19 protein-coding genes are annotated in these 19,704 nt (G+C 39.9%); 4 read left to right on the top strand and 15 right to left on the bottom strand.

Annotated features, from left to right (window positions below):
- Positions 1–144: 144 nt before the first annotated feature.
- Entirely contained in the window at positions 145–2,181 is a 2,037-nt protein-coding gene (gene ptsG / locus K7887_RS04815) for a glucose-specific PTS transporter subunit IIBC (RefSeq protein ID WP_223492450.1), read from the bottom strand.
- A 341-nt stretch (positions 2,182–2,522) separates the two neighbouring features.
- The gene (gene glcT / locus K7887_RS04810; RefSeq protein WP_317849235.1) at positions 2,523–3,353 is read right to left on the bottom strand and encodes a glucose PTS transporter transcription antiterminator GlcT; all 831 of its coding nucleotides are present in this window, start codon (positions 3,351–3,353) and stop codon (positions 2,523–2,525) included.
- Positions 3,354–3,570: 217 nt separating this feature from the next.
- Here glcT and K7887_RS04805 point away from each other — a divergent pair, with 217 nt between their 5' ends.
- Both K7887_RS04805 and K7887_RS04800 read left to right on the top strand, forming a co-directional pair.
- Positions 3,571–4,125 (top strand): RNA polymerase sigma factor, encoded by a 555-nt coding sequence (locus tag K7887_RS04805; protein ID WP_223492448.1) that lies wholly within the window; start codon positions 3,571–3,573, stop codon positions 4,123–4,125.
- Positions 4,122–4,874, top strand: a complete 753-nt coding sequence (locus tag K7887_RS04800) for an anti-sigma factor (protein WP_223492447.1) — start codon at positions 4,122–4,124, stop codon at positions 4,872–4,874. The genes K7887_RS04805 and K7887_RS04800 overlap by 4 nt, the downstream gene beginning before the upstream one ends.
- A gap of 267 nt (positions 4,875–5,141) precedes the next feature.
- Here K7887_RS04800 and K7887_RS04795 read toward each other — a convergent pair whose 3' ends face one another.
- A complete protein-coding gene (locus K7887_RS04795) occupies positions 5,142–6,212 on the bottom strand; it encodes a M14 family zinc carboxypeptidase (RefSeq protein ID WP_223492446.1) in 1,071 nt (356 codons plus the stop codon).
- A gap of 199 nt (positions 6,213–6,411) precedes the next feature.
- Between K7887_RS04795 and K7887_RS04790 the strand changes: the two genes are divergently transcribed.
- Positions 6,412–7,131: a hypothetical protein gene (locus K7887_RS04790; RefSeq protein WP_223492445.1), complete on the top strand. Its 720-nt coding sequence runs from the start codon at positions 6,412–6,414 to the stop codon at positions 7,129–7,131.
- A gap of 4 nt (positions 7,132–7,135) precedes the next feature.
- Here the strand turns inward: K7887_RS04790 and K7887_RS04785 are convergent, their stop codons facing one another.
- The 12 genes from K7887_RS04785 to K7887_RS04730 all read right to left on the bottom strand — a co-directional run bounded on the left by K7887_RS04785 (position 7,136) and on the right by K7887_RS04730 (position 18,949).
- On the bottom strand, positions 7,136–7,363 hold the full coding sequence (locus K7887_RS04785; protein ID WP_223492444.1) for a hypothetical protein: 228 nt from the start codon (positions 7,361–7,363) through the stop codon (positions 7,136–7,138).
- 115 nt (positions 7,364–7,478) lie between these two features.
- The gene (locus K7887_RS04780; RefSeq protein WP_223492443.1) at positions 7,479–8,120 is read right to left on the bottom strand and encodes a hypothetical protein; all 642 of its coding nucleotides are present in this window, start codon (positions 8,118–8,120) and stop codon (positions 7,479–7,481) included.
- Positions 8,121–8,138: 18 nt separating this feature from the next.
- Entirely contained in the window at positions 8,139–9,110 is a 972-nt protein-coding gene (locus tag K7887_RS04775) for an alpha/beta fold hydrolase (protein ID WP_223492442.1), read from the bottom strand.
- A 105-nt stretch (positions 9,111–9,215) separates the two neighbouring features.
- Entirely contained in the window at positions 9,216–9,641 is a 426-nt protein-coding gene (locus K7887_RS04770; protein ID WP_223492441.1) for a hypothetical protein, read from the bottom strand.
- Positions 9,642–9,780: 139 nt separating this feature from the next.
- Positions 9,781–10,683, bottom strand: a complete 903-nt coding sequence (locus K7887_RS04765) for a DUF2268 domain-containing putative Zn-dependent protease (RefSeq protein WP_223492440.1) — start codon at positions 10,681–10,683, stop codon at positions 9,781–9,783.
- 96 nt (positions 10,684–10,779) lie between these two features.
- A complete protein-coding gene (locus tag K7887_RS04760) occupies positions 10,780–11,277 on the bottom strand; it encodes a GNAT family N-acetyltransferase (protein ID WP_223492439.1) in 498 nt (165 codons plus the stop codon).
- Between the two features lie 36 nt (positions 11,278–11,313).
- Positions 11,314–11,496 carry a DUF4083 domain-containing protein gene (locus K7887_RS04755; RefSeq protein ID WP_223492438.1) on the bottom strand — a complete coding sequence of 61 codons (183 nt, stop codon included), beginning with the start codon at positions 11,494–11,496 and terminating at the stop codon, positions 11,314–11,316.
- A 239-nt stretch (positions 11,497–11,735) separates the two neighbouring features.
- On the bottom strand, positions 11,736–13,031 hold the full coding sequence (locus K7887_RS04750) for a DUF2268 domain-containing putative Zn-dependent protease (RefSeq protein ID WP_223492437.1): 1,296 nt from the start codon (positions 13,029–13,031) through the stop codon (positions 11,736–11,738).
- 145 nt (positions 13,032–13,176) lie between these two features.
- Positions 13,177–13,752 carry a DUF4256 domain-containing protein gene (locus tag K7887_RS04745; protein ID WP_223492436.1) on the bottom strand — a complete coding sequence of 192 codons (576 nt, stop codon included), beginning with the start codon at positions 13,750–13,752 and terminating at the stop codon, positions 13,177–13,179.
- A gap of 79 nt (positions 13,753–13,831) precedes the next feature.
- Positions 13,832–14,251 (bottom strand): VOC family protein, encoded by a 420-nt coding sequence (locus K7887_RS04740; RefSeq protein WP_223492435.1) that lies wholly within the window; start codon positions 14,249–14,251, stop codon positions 13,832–13,834.
- Positions 14,252–14,266: 15 nt separating this feature from the next.
- Complete coding sequence (locus tag K7887_RS04735; RefSeq protein ID WP_223492434.1) at positions 14,267–14,746, bottom strand: GyrI-like domain-containing protein; 480 nt, start codon at positions 14,744–14,746, stop codon at positions 14,267–14,269.
- 129 nt (positions 14,747–14,875) lie between these two features.
- The gene (locus tag K7887_RS04730) at positions 14,876–18,949 is read right to left on the bottom strand and encodes a S8 family serine peptidase (RefSeq protein WP_223492433.1); all 4,074 of its coding nucleotides are present in this window, start codon (positions 18,947–18,949) and stop codon (positions 14,876–14,878) included.
- Between the two features lie 402 nt (positions 18,950–19,351).
- Between K7887_RS04730 and K7887_RS04725 the strand changes: the two genes are divergently transcribed.
- Complete coding sequence (locus tag K7887_RS04725; RefSeq protein WP_223492432.1) at positions 19,352–19,687, top strand: four-helix bundle copper-binding protein; 336 nt, start codon at positions 19,352–19,354, stop codon at positions 19,685–19,687.
- Positions 19,688–19,704 lie beyond the last annotated feature (17 nt).

Genomic DNA, 19,704 nt, shown 5'->3' with positions numbered 1-19,704 from the left:
GAGTTTTTTATTGATGATTGTGACTTTTTCAGGTGTTATTGTAACTTTTCCATTGATGATTGTGTTTTTTCGCTCCCGACACTATTTCAAAACATTGAAAAACCGCTCAGCGCACTCACACGCCAAGCGGTTCTCCTCAAAATTCTATCGAATCTCTACGCGACCCTTCTCCCCAACTCTTACACTACCATCCTTAATCTCAACCGCTTCTCCAGCAGCCAAGTTTGTAAAGATGATTGGTGTGATGATGGATGTCGCTTCTTCTGACACAATGCGAAGGTCTACGTTCAGTAACGCTTGTCCTTGCTCCACTGTGTCGCCTTGTTCTATTAAACTTTCAAAACCTTTTCCTTTTAGGTTAACTGTGTCGATTCCCACATGCACAAGGACTTCGCGGCCGTCAGCTGTTTCGATGCCGATCGCGTGTTTTGTCGGGAACAGGTTCACAATTTTCCCTGCAACAGGTGATACCACTTTGCCGTCAGTTGGTTCGATGGCAAAACCGTCACCCATCATTTTTTGAGAGAAAATTTTATCAGGAACTTCTGAAATAGGTAGTAGTTTACCAGTCATCGGCATGACTACGTCAAACTCTGCTGAAATAGCTACTGCCCCAGCATCCGCGGATTCCTTTTCAGAAGTTGCCGCTACTTCTTGCTTCACTGGCGTTTTCCCACTCAAGATATCTTGAATCTGACCTTTGATTGTTTCAGAACGAGGTCCGAAAATCGCTTGGATATTACGGTCGATTTGCATAACGCCTGCTGCACCTAACTTTTTCAAGCGCTCTTTATCTACTTGCTCAACGTCTTTCACACTTACACGAAGACGAGTGATACAAGCATCAAGGTTGGTAAGGTTTTCTCTTCCGCCAAGTGCTTCTAGTACTCCGAACGGCAGTTCATCAACAGAACCGGAACCAGCTTCAGCTTCCTCTGTTTTTTCCTCACGACCTGGAGTCATTAAGTTAAACTTCTTGATCGCAAAACGGAATCCAAAGTAATAGATAACCGAGAATACTAGACCAACAGGAATTACTAACCACCATGCCGTCGCATTTGGAAGAATACCAAATAGGATATAGTCAATGACACCACCGGAGAATGTCATCCCTATTTTGACATCTAAAATATGCATGACCATGAAAGAAAGTCCTGCAAACACTGCGTGAATGGCGAATAATACTGGTGCTACGAATAAGAAACTGAACTCAAGTGGTTCTGTGATACCTGTTAAGAAAGATGTCAATGCAGCAGAACCCATGATACCTGCTACAAATTTTTTATTTTCAGGACGTGCACAGTGATAGATTGCTAGCGCTGCTGCCGGAAGACCGAACATCATGAATGGGAATTTACCTGTCATGAATGTTCCTGCCGTTAGCTCGGCACCGTCTTTTACCTGCTCCATGAATATACGTTGGTCCCCACGAACCAATTCTCCTGCAGCGTTCGTGTAAGAACCAAACTCAAACCAGAATGGAGAATAGAAAATATGATGCAAACCAAATGGAATCAGTCCACGTTCAATGACACCGAAAATAAATGCTGCCAAAGTACGGTTGGATTCTGTCATATAATAAGAAAAAGTATTTAGTCCTTCTTGTGCGAATGGCCAGATGAAGTTCATGACCACCCCAAGTACAAGTGCGGAAGCTGCCGTTACGATCGGAACGAAACGCTTACCGGCAAAGAATCCTAAGTAAGATGGCATTTCAATATTGTAAAACTTGTTGTACATATAGGCACCGAGCACCCCGGCTATGATACCGCCAAATACCCCGGTTTGAAGGGTTGGAATTCCTAACACATTTGCAAGTGCAGGATCAGATCCAACCTGTTCAGCGGTAACTCCACTGATAACACTCATCGTAACGTTCATAATTAAGTAACCGATCATTGCTGCAAGACCGGCAACCCCGTCTCCTCCAGCAAGTCCTATGGCTACACCGACGGCAAAGAGCAATGGCAGATTTGCGAATACGATGTTTCCTGCCTGTTCCATGATTTGTGCCAGTAGCACGATTGAATCTGCCTCTAAAAAGCCGAGGCGACTTGTTAAGTTCGGGTTTTGCATGGCATTACCGAATGCAAGCAGTATCCCTGCTGCCGGAAGCAATGCGACAGGAAGCATAAGGGCTTTCCCGATACGTTGCAGTAAACCGAATGATTTCTTAAACATATGTGTTCCTCCTAGATATTTTTATATGCGTTTGTAGAACATACGGATTTCTTTTAACTCCCTGTTGATTTTCGTTCCGGATGTTCGCTTTCCTAGGGGCGGTGCTTGAGCCTCCTCGGCTTCGCCTGTGGGGTCTCAAGCTACCGCTATCTCCCTCAGGAGTCTCACATCCTGCACTTCAATCAACAGGGGAAATCCACTTACACAACAAAAAGGCATGAGTCAAAAGAAAAGGTACACGAAGGAAGGGTAGATGGATTTCTACCGTAGTTCTTCGTTTACGCTTTCTTCCGCTCATGCCTGCATGACCAGTAACACGTGAAAAAAGTGTGCTTGATTATTTATTGTTTTGCAAGCCTTTGCAAATGTAGGGTCAGGTATACTGCCTCAGCATCTGGGACTGGCTTGTGTAAGTTCTGCTGCATAATCTTAATTAATTTCCATGCTAGATTGTAGCACACAGGGTATTCGGCTTGCAACACTTTTGCGAGCGCTTCCTGATTTTCTGGACGGTTCTCGTCTTTTTGCACCCTTTCAATCGACGCATGGAAATGACGAATGAGCCTCAAGTAGTTTACATCTGTGCGGTCAACCGACATTTTCAGAGATTCCTCAATGACATCCACCATTCTGCTGATCAGCTGGGTATGCTTGTTGACCTCAGACAATTCCCTGTTGGTCAAGGCACTGTGAATGTGTAATGTAATGAAACCTACTTCTCCCACTGGAACTGAGATCCCAAGCTTCTCATTCAGCCACTCTACAATTTCAAGTGCCACCGTATATTCTTTAGGGTAGGCAAGCTCCGTCTCCGTCAAGAAGGGATTTTTTATATCCAGCCCCTGTTGAATTCTTTTCACTGCAAAATAAAGATGGTCCGTCAATCCGACATGGATATGTTCATTCAACCGAACCTCAAAACGTTTTTCAATTCGCTCTATACATTCATTCATCAAACCGATGAACGACTCATCGACATAATTAAGTAACTGTTTATATTGTTGCTGCTCTTCCTGATCGCGAAGCACAAAGAACTTCTCCGCACTCTCGACGGAAATATCTTCTCCGGTACGTTTCCCAAAGCCGATTCCTTTCCCTGTCAGGATCACTTCATTGTACTCCGGGTGGGCAGCAATCAACACATTGTTATTCAATACTTTCTTCACACGCATGGCCATTCCTCCGGTGTATCAAAAACTGCAATATATACTAAAGTACGCTACGAAGGAAGCAGAGTCAAGCGAGCAAATTTTCCAAATGGTTCTTTCCTGGCAAAACTGATCTAAATCCCATTTTCCAACGTTAGGAAAGTAGGAAAGCCTTATTTCTTCTTTTAAATAGATAAATAAAGATATAATAAAAATAATCACATAAAAAAGGAGAAAACCTATGCAGAATAAGGACTCTCTTCTGTATGAGCGGATCAGGAAAAAAGATAAAACCGCTCTGGAAGAACTGTACGACAGGTACGAAAAGATCTTGTATTCTTTTTTATTGAAAATAACGAATGACCATGACATTGCAGAAGAAGCAATGCAGGATGTCTTTATCAAGATTTGGCAGGGAACAGGAATCTATGACGAGTCAAAAGGCAAGTTTCGATCATGGCTGTTCACCATCGCCCGTAATAAAGCCTTGGATATTATTCGTAAGCAACAACGAACACAAAGTGCCCCGATAGAAGATGTGGAACCATTTCTGCAATCTAACGACTCCACTGAAAAAGAGACAGAGTGGAAAGAAGAACAGGATGTCATCAGGGAAGCGGTCTCCACTTTATCCGATGATCAAAGGAAGATGGTCCACTATATGTATTTCAAAGGATATACCCAGCAGAAAATAGCGGAGTTGACCGGCATACCGCTTGGGACCGTAAAAGGAAGGATACGGCTGGCGCTAAAGAAACTAAAACCGTTGCTTGCAGATAGGAGGGGGAGTATATGAGTCAGAAATGTGAATTAGTGTTGGACTATTTCAATGGCCACCTAACACAAACAGAGAGAGAAGAATTCGAACAGCACTTAGCTACCTGTCCCGAATGTCAGGAAGAATTAATGGAACTTCAAGATCTGTTAGGAGATGTTGCCCTTGTGTCAGAGCAAGCCTCACCCCCACCAGAGATGAAGAAACGAATCTTGGATAATGTATTTGCTGAAGACGTGAAATTAGATAAAGCAACTGTAACACCGATTTCTACTAAAAAAGAAGCCGTTGAAGAACCCTTTATTAAAAATAAAGCTTCTAGGACACCTTGGCTAACAACATTGCTTGCCGCATCGCTGTTGCTCTCATTGATTGGAAACGGCTACTTAATGATGCAAAACGGTGAAGAAAGTGACTTGGCTGCTGAAGAACTGCAACAACCTGATAACGTAGTTACCTTGCAGCCATCAGCTGCTGCAGGCAGTGGCTTTGCAGCACTTTTCCAACAGGAACAGGCACTATCTGTCATGATCCAAACACAGGACTTACCTGAACTAACCGGCAACGAAGTGTATCAGGTATGGCTATTGAAAGACGGCTCACCAATACCTGCAGGAGACTTCACCATTGATGATCAAGGAAAAGGGTATGTGTTCCATAACATCGAACAGACAACAGCGGAAGATTGGGATACCATCGCGATAACGTTGGAACCTCAGAGTGGGAATGAATTGCCTGAAGGGGAGATTCATTTATCGGCGGGATTGTGATTGATGAAGACCTCTAGCGGGTGAAATTCTGGGTTATGAGGTCTTCATAACCTCTATGAAGACTTCTGTCACCCAAAAACCTTGGAGCTCAGGTCTTCATAACCCCTATGAAGACTTCTGTCACCCAAAAACCTTGGAACTCAGGTCTTCATAACCCCTATGAAGACTTCTGTCACCCAAAAATCTTGGAGCTCAGGTCTTCATAGGTCAAAATAAAAGTTAAAGCTCGGAGCACATCTACCTAAGCGCACCGAGCTTTTCCTTTGTCTATTCGTCGCTTTCCTCACCTTGTCGTGTGTTCTGGAAAGGTAATGTATCCCAAAAGCTTGTATCAACAGTGTTAATAGATCCATCAGCAATGGCTTGAACAGTTGAATCAAGCGTATTCACCGTCTGCTTGATCAAGTATCCATTACTCTTTTGCCCAAGAATTGCTGTTGGATTCGTGTGGTCGGACATGCCGCGCATTTCAAACAATAATGTCGCGATATCATACCTCGAAGCAATTCCATTTCGGCCAATGTTGTCTGTATTTCCACCTCTGTACTTCCCAAGATGTCCCCAGCCTTTTGACTCAATCTCATGGAACACCACTGCTCCCAACTGCTTGGACTGCTCCACTACAGCCGGATCAACATTAGGACTTGTCGGATGTAAAATAGAACCTGAAACCAGCTTCCCATCACGTTCACTCTGTGTTCCTTGATGATGTAAATCAATCAAGTAGTCAATGTCATACTTCTCCAACACATTTGTATGAAGTGCACGCGCTTCTGGTTGCATCGCTTCTACCGCTTTATCATGCTCACGGTTTAAGTCAAAGTTATTTGCATTTGCTCGCGTCAAATGACGGTCTCCGTCTGCAATGTAATTATCTGTTGAAAAGTTCACATCACCCATCGCACCGTCTGCATTCAACATTGGTATAACAAGGATATTGACATGAGCCAATACCGATTGATTTTTCCCAGTTCCAAGATGCTTAATAAATTCCATCGCACCCTCTGTTGTCAACTGCTCATTTCCATGCTGCTGAGTCAAAAACAAAATGGTCGGATTGTCTTCGTTTTTAATATATTTGGCCATGTAAATATCACGGCCTTTGACTGTCTCGCCAATAACCTCAAGCTCCATCGCCTGCTGTCTTGCTTCTTGTTTTTGTAAGTAATCTACCAACTCGTCATATGTAGTAAGGATGGAGGTTTGGATAGACTCATTGCCGTTATAGTTGGGACCATTTCCAACCGCACTTGTTGGAAGCGTTCCTGTTGTTAACGTACCGATTGTCATAATTCCTGTTAAAGATAACGCTAATACCGTTTTACTGATCTTTTTCATAATTTCCTCCTCATTTCAGATATTTAGTGACCCTACATATTTCATACTAGATTTTATTGAATAATCTGTAAATGAGGACAAACTCCTCTCTTTCTACACGTTCAGACAATAAATAGATGGAAAGAACCGGGCAGATATACTTATGCAACTTTTTAGTGAATTTCTTTTTGTTGGGAAATTTACTATAGAGGTGAAATAAATGCGGAGACATATATTCAATATGGGTATTATTCTGATGATGCTTTTCACAAGTTCCAATAATTCTTTAGCATCAGAACGTGTAGTCCTATCAAGCATTCCTTCCGATATCTGGCATCAAACTGTTTACTTGATTGCAGACAAGAAAAAGTGGATGGAATATGAGAACTTCACCGTACAAATTGGTGACATGGGACAATATGTTTATAACTTCCCAAACTGGTACCATGGAAAATATGATCCTTACATGGCAAAAGCAGATATAAATGACGATACGCTGGATGACATCATTATTGTGTTGAACAATGACAAAGCAGTGATAGACCAACCACTCAAGGATATACATGTCCTTAATCAGTTTCAAGATCCCGAACGCCGATATGAAGAGGCTCCGATGGAACCTATTAGTACGGTCATTATAAATAAGGTCGCTATAAAACAAATAAAAAATATAATCGGTATCCAAGTCGACGGAATGAATTATACCATCGACCTCTCTAAATTTAGTTATGTCAATCCGAGAACACCCTATTTAAGTATGGAACTTGTTGATTATTCTATTGAGGATGGTAAGCTATATGCCACTGTCCCTGTCTTTGTTTTACGAGACGATAGTGTAAAAGGCGGATTAATTGGTAAGTTAAAAGTTCGATATGAATGGGATGGAAAAGAGTATGTTGCAAGAAAGTTAAATTTCATAAAATCCAAGTCAGAAAACTAAGGGGTTATGCATTATCCTTTGACTGCCCAGACAAAAACAACCCTATTAGCAACATCAGAAAACCAAAAGCCAAGAACCATCCTTGCCCTTCATGAGCTAAGTAGATGATGTTTTCCCAAAAGTTTTCATGTCCTGACACTCTATTATTAGGTAAAGATTCTAAAAGTGGAAGAAAGCCTAAAGCTGTTACGATTAGCCCTAAGAACCTGAAGGTACTAGACATAATTTTCAAATAAACCACCCCTTACTCATAATTTTGAAGGTTTGTGTTCTTATTGTTATGTTAATTAATAACGAAAAAAAGCGCTTGGAATAAATTTTACCAAGCTGCTAATCAAAAACATTGTCTAATTCAACAACATCTCCAAATCCCTTTGCTTTTCAAAAGCCTCTCTATCCAAACGCTTTAAGATCTCCACCCAAAAGTCCTCATTTATCCCATTTTTGCTCAATTCTTCCCTTTCTTCCGTGAGCTCCATAGAAGTATCTGTGATCACGAATCCCCTTACATATTTGCCTAAGGTATAGAGACAACGTTCATTAAATGCCTCCAAAAATTCCACTTTTTCAAGAAACTCATTATCCAGTTTTAACTTCGCTTGGCCTGTCCCTTGTATTTCGGCTATTTTACGGTTAAAAAATGCTTCTGTTACAAAGGCCGCCTCTACGATGGAATAACCTTTATTTTCGTATCGATCCAAATTCATAGCCAAGCGATTATAGTCTTCATAATAGTTTATAAGAGTATAGCTGTCTTCACGAATTAGATCTACTTGAACTTGTGTCAAAGTTCTTGTTTGAATAATTTGCTGCAAAATTTCTTGTTTCCTTTGAAAGCTTCCTATCAGGCTGGAAGTATCATTCATTAATGATTCGGAATGATACTGTGCATATCCTCTGCTCTCTTTAAACAAAGTAAAAGTAAAAAGGGAAAACACTAAGCCAATTGCTATCGACGCTACTATAAGCCACTTTATCGGTTTGGCCATATTTATTACCCCCGTATCTTAACTTCCGCCAATAAATTCCCCAACATGCTCGCTCATCTCTTCTGCATTTGTCCAATGCAAATAATGATGGCCATCTAGTGGTACAATTTTACTTTTTACTACATTTGTTAATTGCTCTTCATAAAAGGTCATGGTAGATCTTCCGGCAGGGTTTACCTTTTCGTCCTTTGGTGTAAAAATCATTACAGGTATATCGGACGGGAAAGACATGTTAATCGTTTTTGCGATATTATTACTAATCTCATTTGCTTCCATGATGATATTTTTATTGTAGCCATTCCAGACAGTTAAAGTTTTCGTTAGCTCAAGATTTTCCGCTGAGTACGTCCCTTCTTCTGACAGTGGTAAAAAATCCTCCTCATTTCCAGCTATCACTATTCTTGCAATACCACTCGGAGCTACAGCCCTAAGGAAACCTGGCATAGTAGGTACAGGTACATCAAAATAATCAACTGCAGCCGGAAGTGTTGGATCAATACCAACAATCGCTTTTACCTCTTCAGGATATGTATTTGCATAGTACGTACTATAGATTCCGCCAATAGAATGCGGCATCAGAATATAGGGACCTTCAATATTTGCTTTCTTAAGAGCCGCCCTTACTTCTTCCACCACATTTTCTACCGTTCTATCCTTATCAGTCTTCTCGCTCCATCCATAGCCAAACGGCTCCACGACTACCACTCTATTATTCTTGCTTAGTTCATCCACCAAAGGTTCAAAGTCCAATACTGGCGCTAACGTTCCCAATCCAGGAAGTAGAATAATAGTATTCGGTCCCTCACCTTCAGCATGAACATGCATGTTGCTACCATCCACTTCCACCAACTGCCCAGTGGCTTCATATTTGTTTTTCTCGAATAAAACCATTACTTGATGATATGCCACCCACATTACACCCATACTTATTAAGCCTACTGATATATACTTAAATGCTTTGCGGAAACTGACTCTCTTCTTAGTGTTCATCTTTTCCTCTACTTTCTTTTATGAAAATTACATTCATTACCTATACGAAATGAACACTAATTTAGTTCCACAGTTTTTTTCCAATTTTTTAATCCGATTCATCATTTAATTTATACTTAACTCTTCCTTATTTTCTCCAATTATCTCTACATAATAAATACTTTCCAAATTAGAAAGCATGGTAGTAACCGGGGAACTCAACGTTACTTTTTCCGTTTGATGCTTTCCTGTAAAGACCGTGATTACAAAGGTAACCTCTTTGTCCGGGAGAAAATTTACATGATTAAAGTCCAGCGTGAACGTATCCCCCTTCTTTATCTTGGAATTATCAGCATATTGACCACCACCACTTCCCCCTCTGCGTGTTCCATCTTGGGAATAGCTGACCTCATATCCGTAGATATCAACATCGGTGTTATTGATAACAGCCAAATGAAAAGTTCCTTCTGCTGGAATATCCACCCTAGAATATTGGTTACATCCAGATAGAATTAACAACATAACTGTGGTAATCAATAAAACTTTTTTCAATTTCTCATCCCCTTTTACACCTATTAACTTTACATTAATTAACAGTATAATATCAGACTATTTATTGATTATCAATAAATTTATTTTGAATTAAAACAAAAAGAGAACTCATCTGTTGGTGAGATAAGTTCTCTTTTTATTATTCTCTACTATCAAATTCTAATCCGTCTATAATCTCTACCGCTTTTAATACAGTCCATTCTTCTATCGGTAAATCAGGATTTTTCTCTAAATACTCCTGCATTATTTCATAGCCCATTCTATAGTTGGACCAACTAGGAATCTCTTTGGAAATGCTGCCATTGTTGAGCACACTGTAATCCTCCTCATTAACGGAGTATTTGTTCTCATCCATGAAGTTCCAGACTCTATCTCTTTCATCATTACTTAATGGCTCTATCCAATGAACTTCATAATCGGGATAGAGAATTTTAGTGAAAGTTTCCGCCTTTCCTTCCATAACAACTTTTTCTAAAAGATGAGCTGTTCGTGTATTATAATCAGAGATTTCCATGTACACTAAGTGATGATATTCATGGGCAACAAGCTCCTTAATGCTTTTCTCTGTTATATTATTTGGATCCAGCATGAGAATCATCGCATTCTTTTCCGCAAACCCTGTAACCCCATGAAACTCTTCCGTGTCCACGTCAGAGTTAAACGGGGCCAGATATATCTTATAATTTCCACCAGGAAGAAGGGAGGTTGAATCAGTCAAAGCTTCTTTAATTACTTCTACAATTTCTTTATGACGTTCATCCAATTTTACAATATAATCTTTTAATTTGTTTCTATTATAAGGTGGCTTGAAGTATATGCTATTTTGGTAGCCATAATCATATCCCAATACCTCATTACTCAAAGGGTTTACAACAACCTTCTGGAAGTTGTCACTCCTTGCTTCAGCTGTGCTATATTCCTCATTCAAATACTCAACATAATATCCATACCATGGATGAATTTCAAATTCCTGTCCATTTATTGAAAAAGTTTCAACACTATTATTTTTGAGAACTAGTTCTTTTTCCTTCTCTACTGTCACCTCTTTTGTTCCACTCTCACATCCCGCAAGAATCAACAAACATAGTAAAAGAAAAATCCTCATTTACTTCCCCCTGTTCTCCCCTTCTTAATAAAATTAGAGCTCCAACACCATCAATTCCTCGTCAAAATAGGTTCCATCTATTTTCAATCCATTTCTATCTACTCCATATGTAACAAATCCCAGGGATGCATAAAGTCGCTTCGCAGGTTCATTGCTCGCTGTCACCGCGAGATAGATTTGTTCAATCTCCTTTAATTCTTTTGCTTTGTTTATTGCTATATTCATAAGTGCTTTTCCTACACCCGATTTTCGTTGTTCAGGCATGACATACATTGCTACTATAGTAGCTCTATGCTTAATTTTCTTTTTCGTTTCACATAGTAGGGTTACCGTACCTACCAGATTTTCTCCCTCAAAAGCTCCAAAGGTGTAGGTATGGTCATTGTTAAATCTACCTCTATATTTTTCAACCGAAAACCCTACTTCGTCTTCGTAACTGGAGCTGAATGCTTCCGGTTTATTTTTCAAAGCCTCCAACCTAATGGTTCGATAGTTTTCAGCATCAACTGGGGTTAATTGTCTTATATTCATTGGTGTTCTCTCCTCTCAACAACATATGATTGCAATTTATTTCGGTGAATTTTCTTCCTCCATCTTCTTGATGATTGCATCTAGTTTTTGTTCGATATTGTACAATCTTTGATTCTTGTAAGATGCATTAACAAGCAGCCTTCTGATAAATAGAGTAAAAGAAATACTCCCAAGTATAATCAGTCCATAAACAACAAATTGAAAAATTGCATCGCCCATTTATATTCCCCTCCTTCTGTTACCGTTTTTGCTTTCATTGCAACATTTCGGGCGTAGAGAAACCCTCTCTCTTACCGTTTTCCCCTTCATTGCAACATTTCGGGCGTAGAGAAGCCTTCTCTCTTACCGTTTTCCCTTTCATTGCAACATTTCGGGCGTAGAGACGCCCTCTCTCTTACCTTTTCCCCATCCATAGCAAGACTTCAGGTCTTGAGCACACCCACAAAGTAACGCTCAGTCTAGTCCCCCACTCCAAATCCACTCAACTCCAAAATCTCATCCGCTCTCGTCTCGGTCCATTCCTCTAGAGTGACTTCAGGATTCTTTTCCAAGAAATCTTCCATAATCCGATAGCCAATTCTATAGTTAGACCATTTAGGAATTCCCGACGAAGGACGGCCCATATGTAGAGTTGTCACATCTTCCATTTCATAAGAACCCTTGTTTTCCTCTATAAAGCTCCAAACTTTGTTGGTCGCTTCAGGACTTAGAGGTTCAATCCATGCAACATCATAGTCTTCATACACCAGTTTTCCAAAAGTGTCTGCCTTTCCTTCCATGATAACCCTGTCCAAGAGATGCTGCTTTCGATAGGACCAATCGGAAACTTCCATGGTTACTACATGGTGGAATTCGTGCGCAATAGTTTGTTTAATGCTTTTTTCCGTGTACTTTCGCGGATCGATTTGCAGAACCATGACATCTTTATCTGCAGCAAATGCCACAACGCCACCCATTTCTAAGTAATTGAAATCCGGACTGTGTGGCTGAAGATAGATTCTGACCTTTTCGCTCCCGGTCAGAAGAGCTGTAGAATCCTCTAGTCCCTCTTTTATAAATCTACTAATCTCCTCATACTGATCATCCAGCTGTACAATCATTTCTCTAAGGATATCTGTATTAACTGGTGAAACGTAGTAGGGATCGTCCTCACCATAATATTCATGTCCATAGATTTCTTTGCTAAAAGGCTTAACGACATGGGCTGAAAACAGTTCCGCCCGATCACCTTTTGTCGTTTCAAGCCCTTCCATAAAGTCTAAATAAGGTTGATGATAAGGAATAATTTCAAACGTTTGCCCATTGATGCTATATGTTTCCAAGGTACCATGTTCTAATATCACTTTTTCTTGAACTTCTTCACTCAGGGCTGCCGATACATTTTCGCTCTCTTGAAAGTCCTCTTCCCCAAACACTAAATCCGTATCAATCTCGCCAAATCTTATTTTAATATTTTGGCTCTCTGTCATATAATGAAGCGCCTTGCTATCTCCACTTTCATTTTCGAAAATAAGGCTAGCAAGTTCATAGTTGTACCAAGGCTTTTCTGTACCGAAGTTTCGTGGACTTTCATTAATGGCATCAATGATTTCTTCAATCTGTTCCTTCTCATCAATGACAGTCACGCCTTCATTTGGCATTTTAATTGTTAGTTTTGTATAGTCCCCATCCATTACTTTATGGTGATGAAACCAGAGGACAAAAAGGATTGGTACACTTACTACTATTAATATCTTGCTGATTACTGTTTTCAATTAATATGTAATCCTCCTTACTATTAATTGTATATTCACTCTTGTCTATATACGAATTAAAAGTGCAAAAGTTTTCAATTTTCGGGAAAAATAAAAGACGCAGAAGAATTGTTCCTTCTACGTCTATTTAAAATAACGCTTTAATTTATACCCTTAGCATCCCGCGGAATCCACGTGCACCATAGTAAGAATCAGCTCCATTGTGGTATACGAAGACATGATTAAAGCGACGATCGCAAAACAATGCACCGCCAAGCTTTCTAATTTCATCCGGTGTTTGTATCCAACTGGATGTTTTTAAATCGAATTCTCCAAGCTTTTGTAATTCGCGATATTGCTCTTCTGTCAACATTTCGATTCCCATTTCAGTTGCCATATTCATTGCACTATCTTCAGGTTTAAACTTTTTTCTTGCCTCAAGTGCTGCGTGATCATAGCACACACTTCTGCGACCCTTTGGACTCTCTTTTGAGCAATCGCAAAATAGGTACTCATCCGTCCCTTTATCATAACCAATGACATCTGGTTCCCCTTCGGTACGTTCCATTTCGTAGAGCGACCAAAGTTTCTCTGCATTACTTTCTAGCTTCTCCTGAACTTTATCCCAATCAAGATCCTCATGACGAAGCATGTTTTTCTCAAACCGCTTCTTTAAAACGGATTTTAATTCTTCCATTTGTTCTAGTGATAGACTCTTTTCACTAGTAGTATTATTTGTCATATGAGTTCACTCCTGTATATAAGTTGGTAATATACATTATACCCTTAATTAAACCCGTTAGAAAAAATGTCTTGATTCGTTAGAGTCTGTTAAAATATTTCTCTTTAAATTTCATACTCAGCTCGCTCCACACATCAAACTTATTCCCATCTAGATCTTCAAATACAAAATTTCTTCCGGTGTGCCCTCTGTTTTCTATTTCACCTACCTTGATTCCTTGCTTAACGAAATCATGGTGTATATTTTCTAATGCGCTTAGACCATCTACTTCAAAAGTTAAAGAGAAACGCACCTGTCCGTTTGCATCTATAAAATTCGAAGTTTGACCTTCTTTCGCTTTTACAAGAAACAGACTTTGCTCTGCAAGGTTTATTATCGCCTTGTCCTGATCCTGATAACTCAATTCCGCTCCCAGCTTACTTACATACCAATCAGCAGATTCACCTACATTTGTTACAGGAATATAAGTCGTCCCTACTCTCCATAATTTCTCTTTCATTTTACTTCACCCCTTCTATTGTTCAATCGTATCTAGTAATTCCACTACCAAGTTATTGGGATCATCCCAAGACTTAAATATTTCGACATGCCATTTGTCTTTAAGTCTTTTGTGCCCTTGCTCTGCAACCCAGCTATGTAATTCATCATACGCATTAAAAATGCCAGTGTTTGGACCTTCATACTTTGCCGATGCATATCTTTGTGCAGGAACAGTTAACGTGACCATTCCCTCTGGTATATCTTCGAATTCCTCCACTTCAACAGCCACCCAATATCCGTCTTCCTCTACTGAGTTGGTGTCTACGATAAATGCCCCAAACTGAATAGCTCTATTTTTCACGTTTTTAACTTCAGACAAGCGCGATTCTAATAGTTTGGAAGCTTTCGGTATTTCGATTGCATACTCTTCACCTGGACATAATACCCGGAATCCTGTTAATTTGAGTTCCTCCAGCTTTTTGACAACGGGTTCTTTCATCTTTTTCACTTTCATTACAATCCACTCCTTATCTACTTTATATTTCTGATTATTTCAAATTTTAACAACAAATTCAATTCTTCTTTTCCACAAATAGTAAAAAAAGGGTTGCAGATTGTTTTCATCTACAGCCCTTTGATTAATTTAGTTAGAACTCAATGCTTCTAAAATATCTTCTATTGTTCTTCCATTGTGTTCTTTAGATGGTACAGGTGTCTCACTTGCCGATTCATTAACCATCATATAATTGTCTACTACAAACTGCAGGTCTGTAGCATTTACAACTTGGTCAAAGTTGATATCAGCAGCGCGGTATGTGGTCCCCCAATGTTCTTCTATTAGAAGTGCGTCATGAATATCGATTACCCCATCATCATTAACATCTCCCGGAGTAAGCTCTCCTACGCTCATACCTGAATGTGTTTGACCTACAATATTTCCTTCATCATCCGGGAATCCTACTCTAAAGTTGCGATAGGATGTAAAGTGCCCTGGGATTTTCGCTACCAATTTCATGTCATTCAAAGTAAGAGGCAGTTGCTCTACGGAGTGCTGACTGTAGATATTAACAGTCGCATCATATCTATTACCATCTTGATCAAGCACATATACTTCTGCTCCAATGTTAGAAGCATTTAATCCAGGCTTCCAAACAGGTCTGCCTTCACGTTGGAGCGCTTTGGGTGCTGCAATACTACCTGTAATTTTGGAGTAGCTTGGTTTAATCCGAACATGATCGATTGCAGAAGCCATGTTTATGGATTGCTCTTCTAGATTCTTATAACTAGCTTGAGAGTTGTTGAAGAAAGTATACAGAGCGTAGTTATCATCTTTCACCTTTATTGTCAGCTCTGCAACAGCAATATCACCTGAGAAACTTCCCTCTGACAATTCAACATTGACTCCCAACTTGGAAGTGGTCGAATTTACAGCCGAATTTGATGTAGTAATGTCTGTTTCTCCAAGAGCTTGAAGTTCCTCATGTACTACTACATCGAGTATTTCAATGTATCTGTTGTCAAAGTTAAAGCTTGTGTTAAATGCTTTTGCATCCGATACAGTGTTAGCGTTCAGGGTCATCACCACAGTATTTCCACTTTTAACTTGCTTATCAGCTAATGAACCATACATATATGGAGTACCTTTTTCCACTAAAGTGAAGGATTTAATATCTCCGCCTACTCCTGTAGAATTGTACCCTTGGAATTCAACTTTTGAACTCTTTAGGGAAGGATTTATTGGCATATGGTATTCAAAGCTGCCATCTGGGTTTACATAAAAACCATTAGTGAAAGATGTGCTGTTGTTTTTCTCCATAATGAAGTTTTGTGATTGATCAATTTCTACTCCTAATGCTTTGTAGGATTCGAAGGTTTGATCAACTAGGCTGCCTTTTAATACATAAGAAGTTTCACCCGCTTCATACTCGATTACACCTTCTTTTGTATCAGTGATAAAATCCGGTCCGGTATAATCAATAAAGGTATGATCTGTCAGGGGATACGTCTTCCCGTTCTTATCCGTTGCGATCATTTTTACTTTGTAATGTCCCGGCCCATGATTCACATAAATTCTTTCAGATGAGATTGGTTCCTCTGGATTTCCGGTAAATGGGAAGTACCTGCCATCAAATACATTAGAAACATAATAATCGGTTTCTTCCAAAATACCTGAAGATGTTAGTTGCCCCAAGAATCCTATTTCTTCTTCTGTTTTCCCGTCAAGCAAGATAAAGTCTAGTGTATTTATTAGAGACTTGGTACGGAAAGACACTCCTGTTGTGTAGGTAACAAAAGGGTAAAAGAATTCAAAGTTCCTTGTGATAGCTTTTGGATCGGTTTTCATGTAATGAATTCCTTCTTCCACTACTACAAGCGCAAACGGAATACGGTATTTTTCATTGGAGTCTTTCTTATTTTCCAATGTTACATACCCTTCATATGCACCTGGTTCAGCATCAGCAGGGACAGTCATTTTAAACGTTGTGCCTTTGACTTTTTTCCCCGGAATGGTCACTACCTTGTCACTTTGTAAAACTACTTTATTCGCATTTGCGTCCTTAGAACCCTGTATACCTGTTTGAAATTCAGCTTTTACATCAAAAGTTTTTGGCCGTTTGTCATTATTTTTAATCGAAACGTCCCGCGCTACAGAACCATTTGTTCCGTCTAGTAACAACGGACCGAAATTAAGTGCGCCTGATTTAGAACGGATTTCTGTTTCTTCTCCATCCAGAATAGAAACAGCCGGGTTATCCACCATAATTTCTACTTTAGTTTTTAATGCATTAAGAGGGTTCACCTGTCCACTGCCTGTTTCAAACACACTGTATTCCTTGTTTAGCGGGTCTGCTGTGTTCATTAAAATAGTTTTGATTTGTTCAGGTGTATATTCCTTATTTTTTTCTAATAAAAGCGCTGCTACACCTGCCACATAAGGAGAAGCCATTGATGTGCCGGAATAACGCTTATATGCCAGTTCATAGTTCTCCAAATAATCTTTCCCATTAGTATAAGCCGGGATTGTAGAAAGAATCTGCTCACCAGGAGCCGTAACTTCCGGTTTGATTTCGTAATTCAATCTGGACGGACCACGGGAACTGAAATCCGTTAAGTACCCGCCTTCCAATGTGAACTCTCCAGCACGGTTGAAGGTGATGGTTAATTCTTCATCAGAGAGCATGTTCTTCACCGCTTCCCCTTCGCCTTTTGTGAGGGAAAAGGTAGGGATATATTGGACGGTCTCCCCTAAATAATGCGGGATGTGCCCTTGACCTTCGTCATTATTATATAAAAGAACAGCTTTTGCTCCTTTATTTTTTGCAAGTGTTATCTTCTGATCAAAAGAGGTGATACCTCTAGAAATCAGAACGGTCTTGCCTTCTACGTTTTTCCCTACAAAATCACCAGGCTGTCCCAATCCTACATCCACGATAGAAAGAGTTTCCCCTTCTAATAGGTCAACAGGATGCTGGATGTTTAAGGCCATTAAGCGTAATTCCACCTGAAAATCATTGGAGCCAGCAATAGTTCCGGCGAATGTTGGGACGGTGATAGATGTGTTATTTGCTCCTACTGTAATCGCTAAAGTGGAGGTACCAGGTGAACCGAGTGTTCTCATCTCGCTTCCAGAGTTCCCTGCAGCAACAACTGAAGTTATCCCTGCAAGTACCGCATTATTCACTGCAATGGATGTCGGAAAATAAGGATCATTAATGCTTGCTCCTAGTGATAGATTCATAATATCCATCTCATCTTGAACTGCCCGGTCAATTGCGGCGATAATATGACTAGACATGCCAGTTCCATATGGTCCTAGTACACGATATCCGTATAAATCTACATCAGGAGCTATCCCCGTTACTGCGTATTCTGTTTCATTGGTGCCTTGACCAGCAATGATTCCAGCGACATGTGTACCATGAGCGGTATAATAGGTATTTCCCGCATAAACTTCCGCCATGCCTGATTGCTTCCAATCCTCGTAAGTGGTCTCCATTGGATCGTCATCGTTATCTACGAAATCGTATCCACCTTTATATGCATCTTTCAAATCTGGATGATTGTAATCAATTCCTGTGTCGATTACGGCTACTTTGACTCCTTCACCGGTAAAGCCGTTTTCGTGTAAAGTTTGAGATGAAGAAGCAGTGATCAACTTTTCCACATTTTTTTCTTCTTCGATTGGAGAAATGACTTGTATTTCCTTATCACTCCATATGGCCTTTACTGCTTGAGATTCCATTAAGGCTTCCACTTGATCAGCTGGAACTTCCATGGAAACCCCGTTGAAAGCATGTTTATATTCATGTTGAATAACTAGAGTATTAGACTTGCTCTTGGATTTTTTCTGTAAAGCTGCCACATCTTTTTTAAATTGTGCATGGGCAGCCTCTACTTTCTTTTTTGCATTAGAAGGAGTTAAAGTTCTTCCACTAGCCTCCACTGCTGTTTCAACTGGAAGTTCCTTAAACTGTACAATAACTTTTAAGGATTCATCCCCGTTTAAATCTACAGAAGGATCAAGGTGCAAGCCCGTTTGTTCAGTTGTTTCAAGTTGATGAAGCGCCTCACGTTGCTCTTTTGTCAGTGAGGAAAGAATCTTCTTTCCATCAAACTCTCTATCAACTGCATTTGCAGGAAGAACAGAATGAAAAGGTGAAATTAATACTAGTATTGCTAAGAGCACGAATGTTACTTTTTTCATGGATGTAAACATATAAGTATTCCCCCTACTTTCTACCCAAATATGAATAAATGATGTGTTGTGTGAAGCTAGCAATTAATAGGTATTTTACCTCCCTCTGTAAATTTCGAATATTTAGATATGTGTATTTCAAGGATATTCTAGCATAGAACGACACTAAGGTAGATTGGGGTATTTTAAGGGGAAAAACATAGACTTTTGAACTATCTCAATTGCATTGATAGATACTTTTCATATAAAACTTTTAAACTCAATAACAAAATATAACCTAAATACCTATTTTCAGTTGGGGTTTAATAACTTTCTAATGTTACAAAACCTTGCAGATTCTTAGGAGTTTCCTCTATTAAGTTATTATCTTGTTTTGACGGGTAAACAAATACGGAACCTAACTTTTGAAAGGAGTTTTTAATTATGTTAAGTAATGAACAACACCAAAAATGTTTAGAGGAATGCCTAGCGTGTATGGAGGCGTGCAATACCTGCTTTGATGCGTGCTTGAATGAGGAAGATGTGAACATGATGGCCGCCTGCATCCGCTTGGATAGGGAATGCTCGGATATTTGTGCACTTGCAGCGAGAGCAATTCAATCCAACAGCCCGTTTATGGAGCAGATTTGCAGCCTGTGTGCAGAAATATGCGAGGCATGTGCAGAGGAATGCAGCAAGCATACTCATGATCACTGCCAGAAATGTGCGGAAGCGTGCAGACGTTGCGCGGCAGCTTGCAGGGAAATGATTAGCCATTAAAATAGTTCTCTAAACGC

The sequence above is a fragment of the Sutcliffiella horikoshii genome, from assembly GCF_019931755.1.
GTDB lineage: Bacteria > Bacillota > Bacilli > Bacillales > Bacillaceae_I > Sutcliffiella_A > Sutcliffiella_A horikoshii_E.
This window is presented reverse-complemented; position numbering and strand designations above follow the sequence as displayed.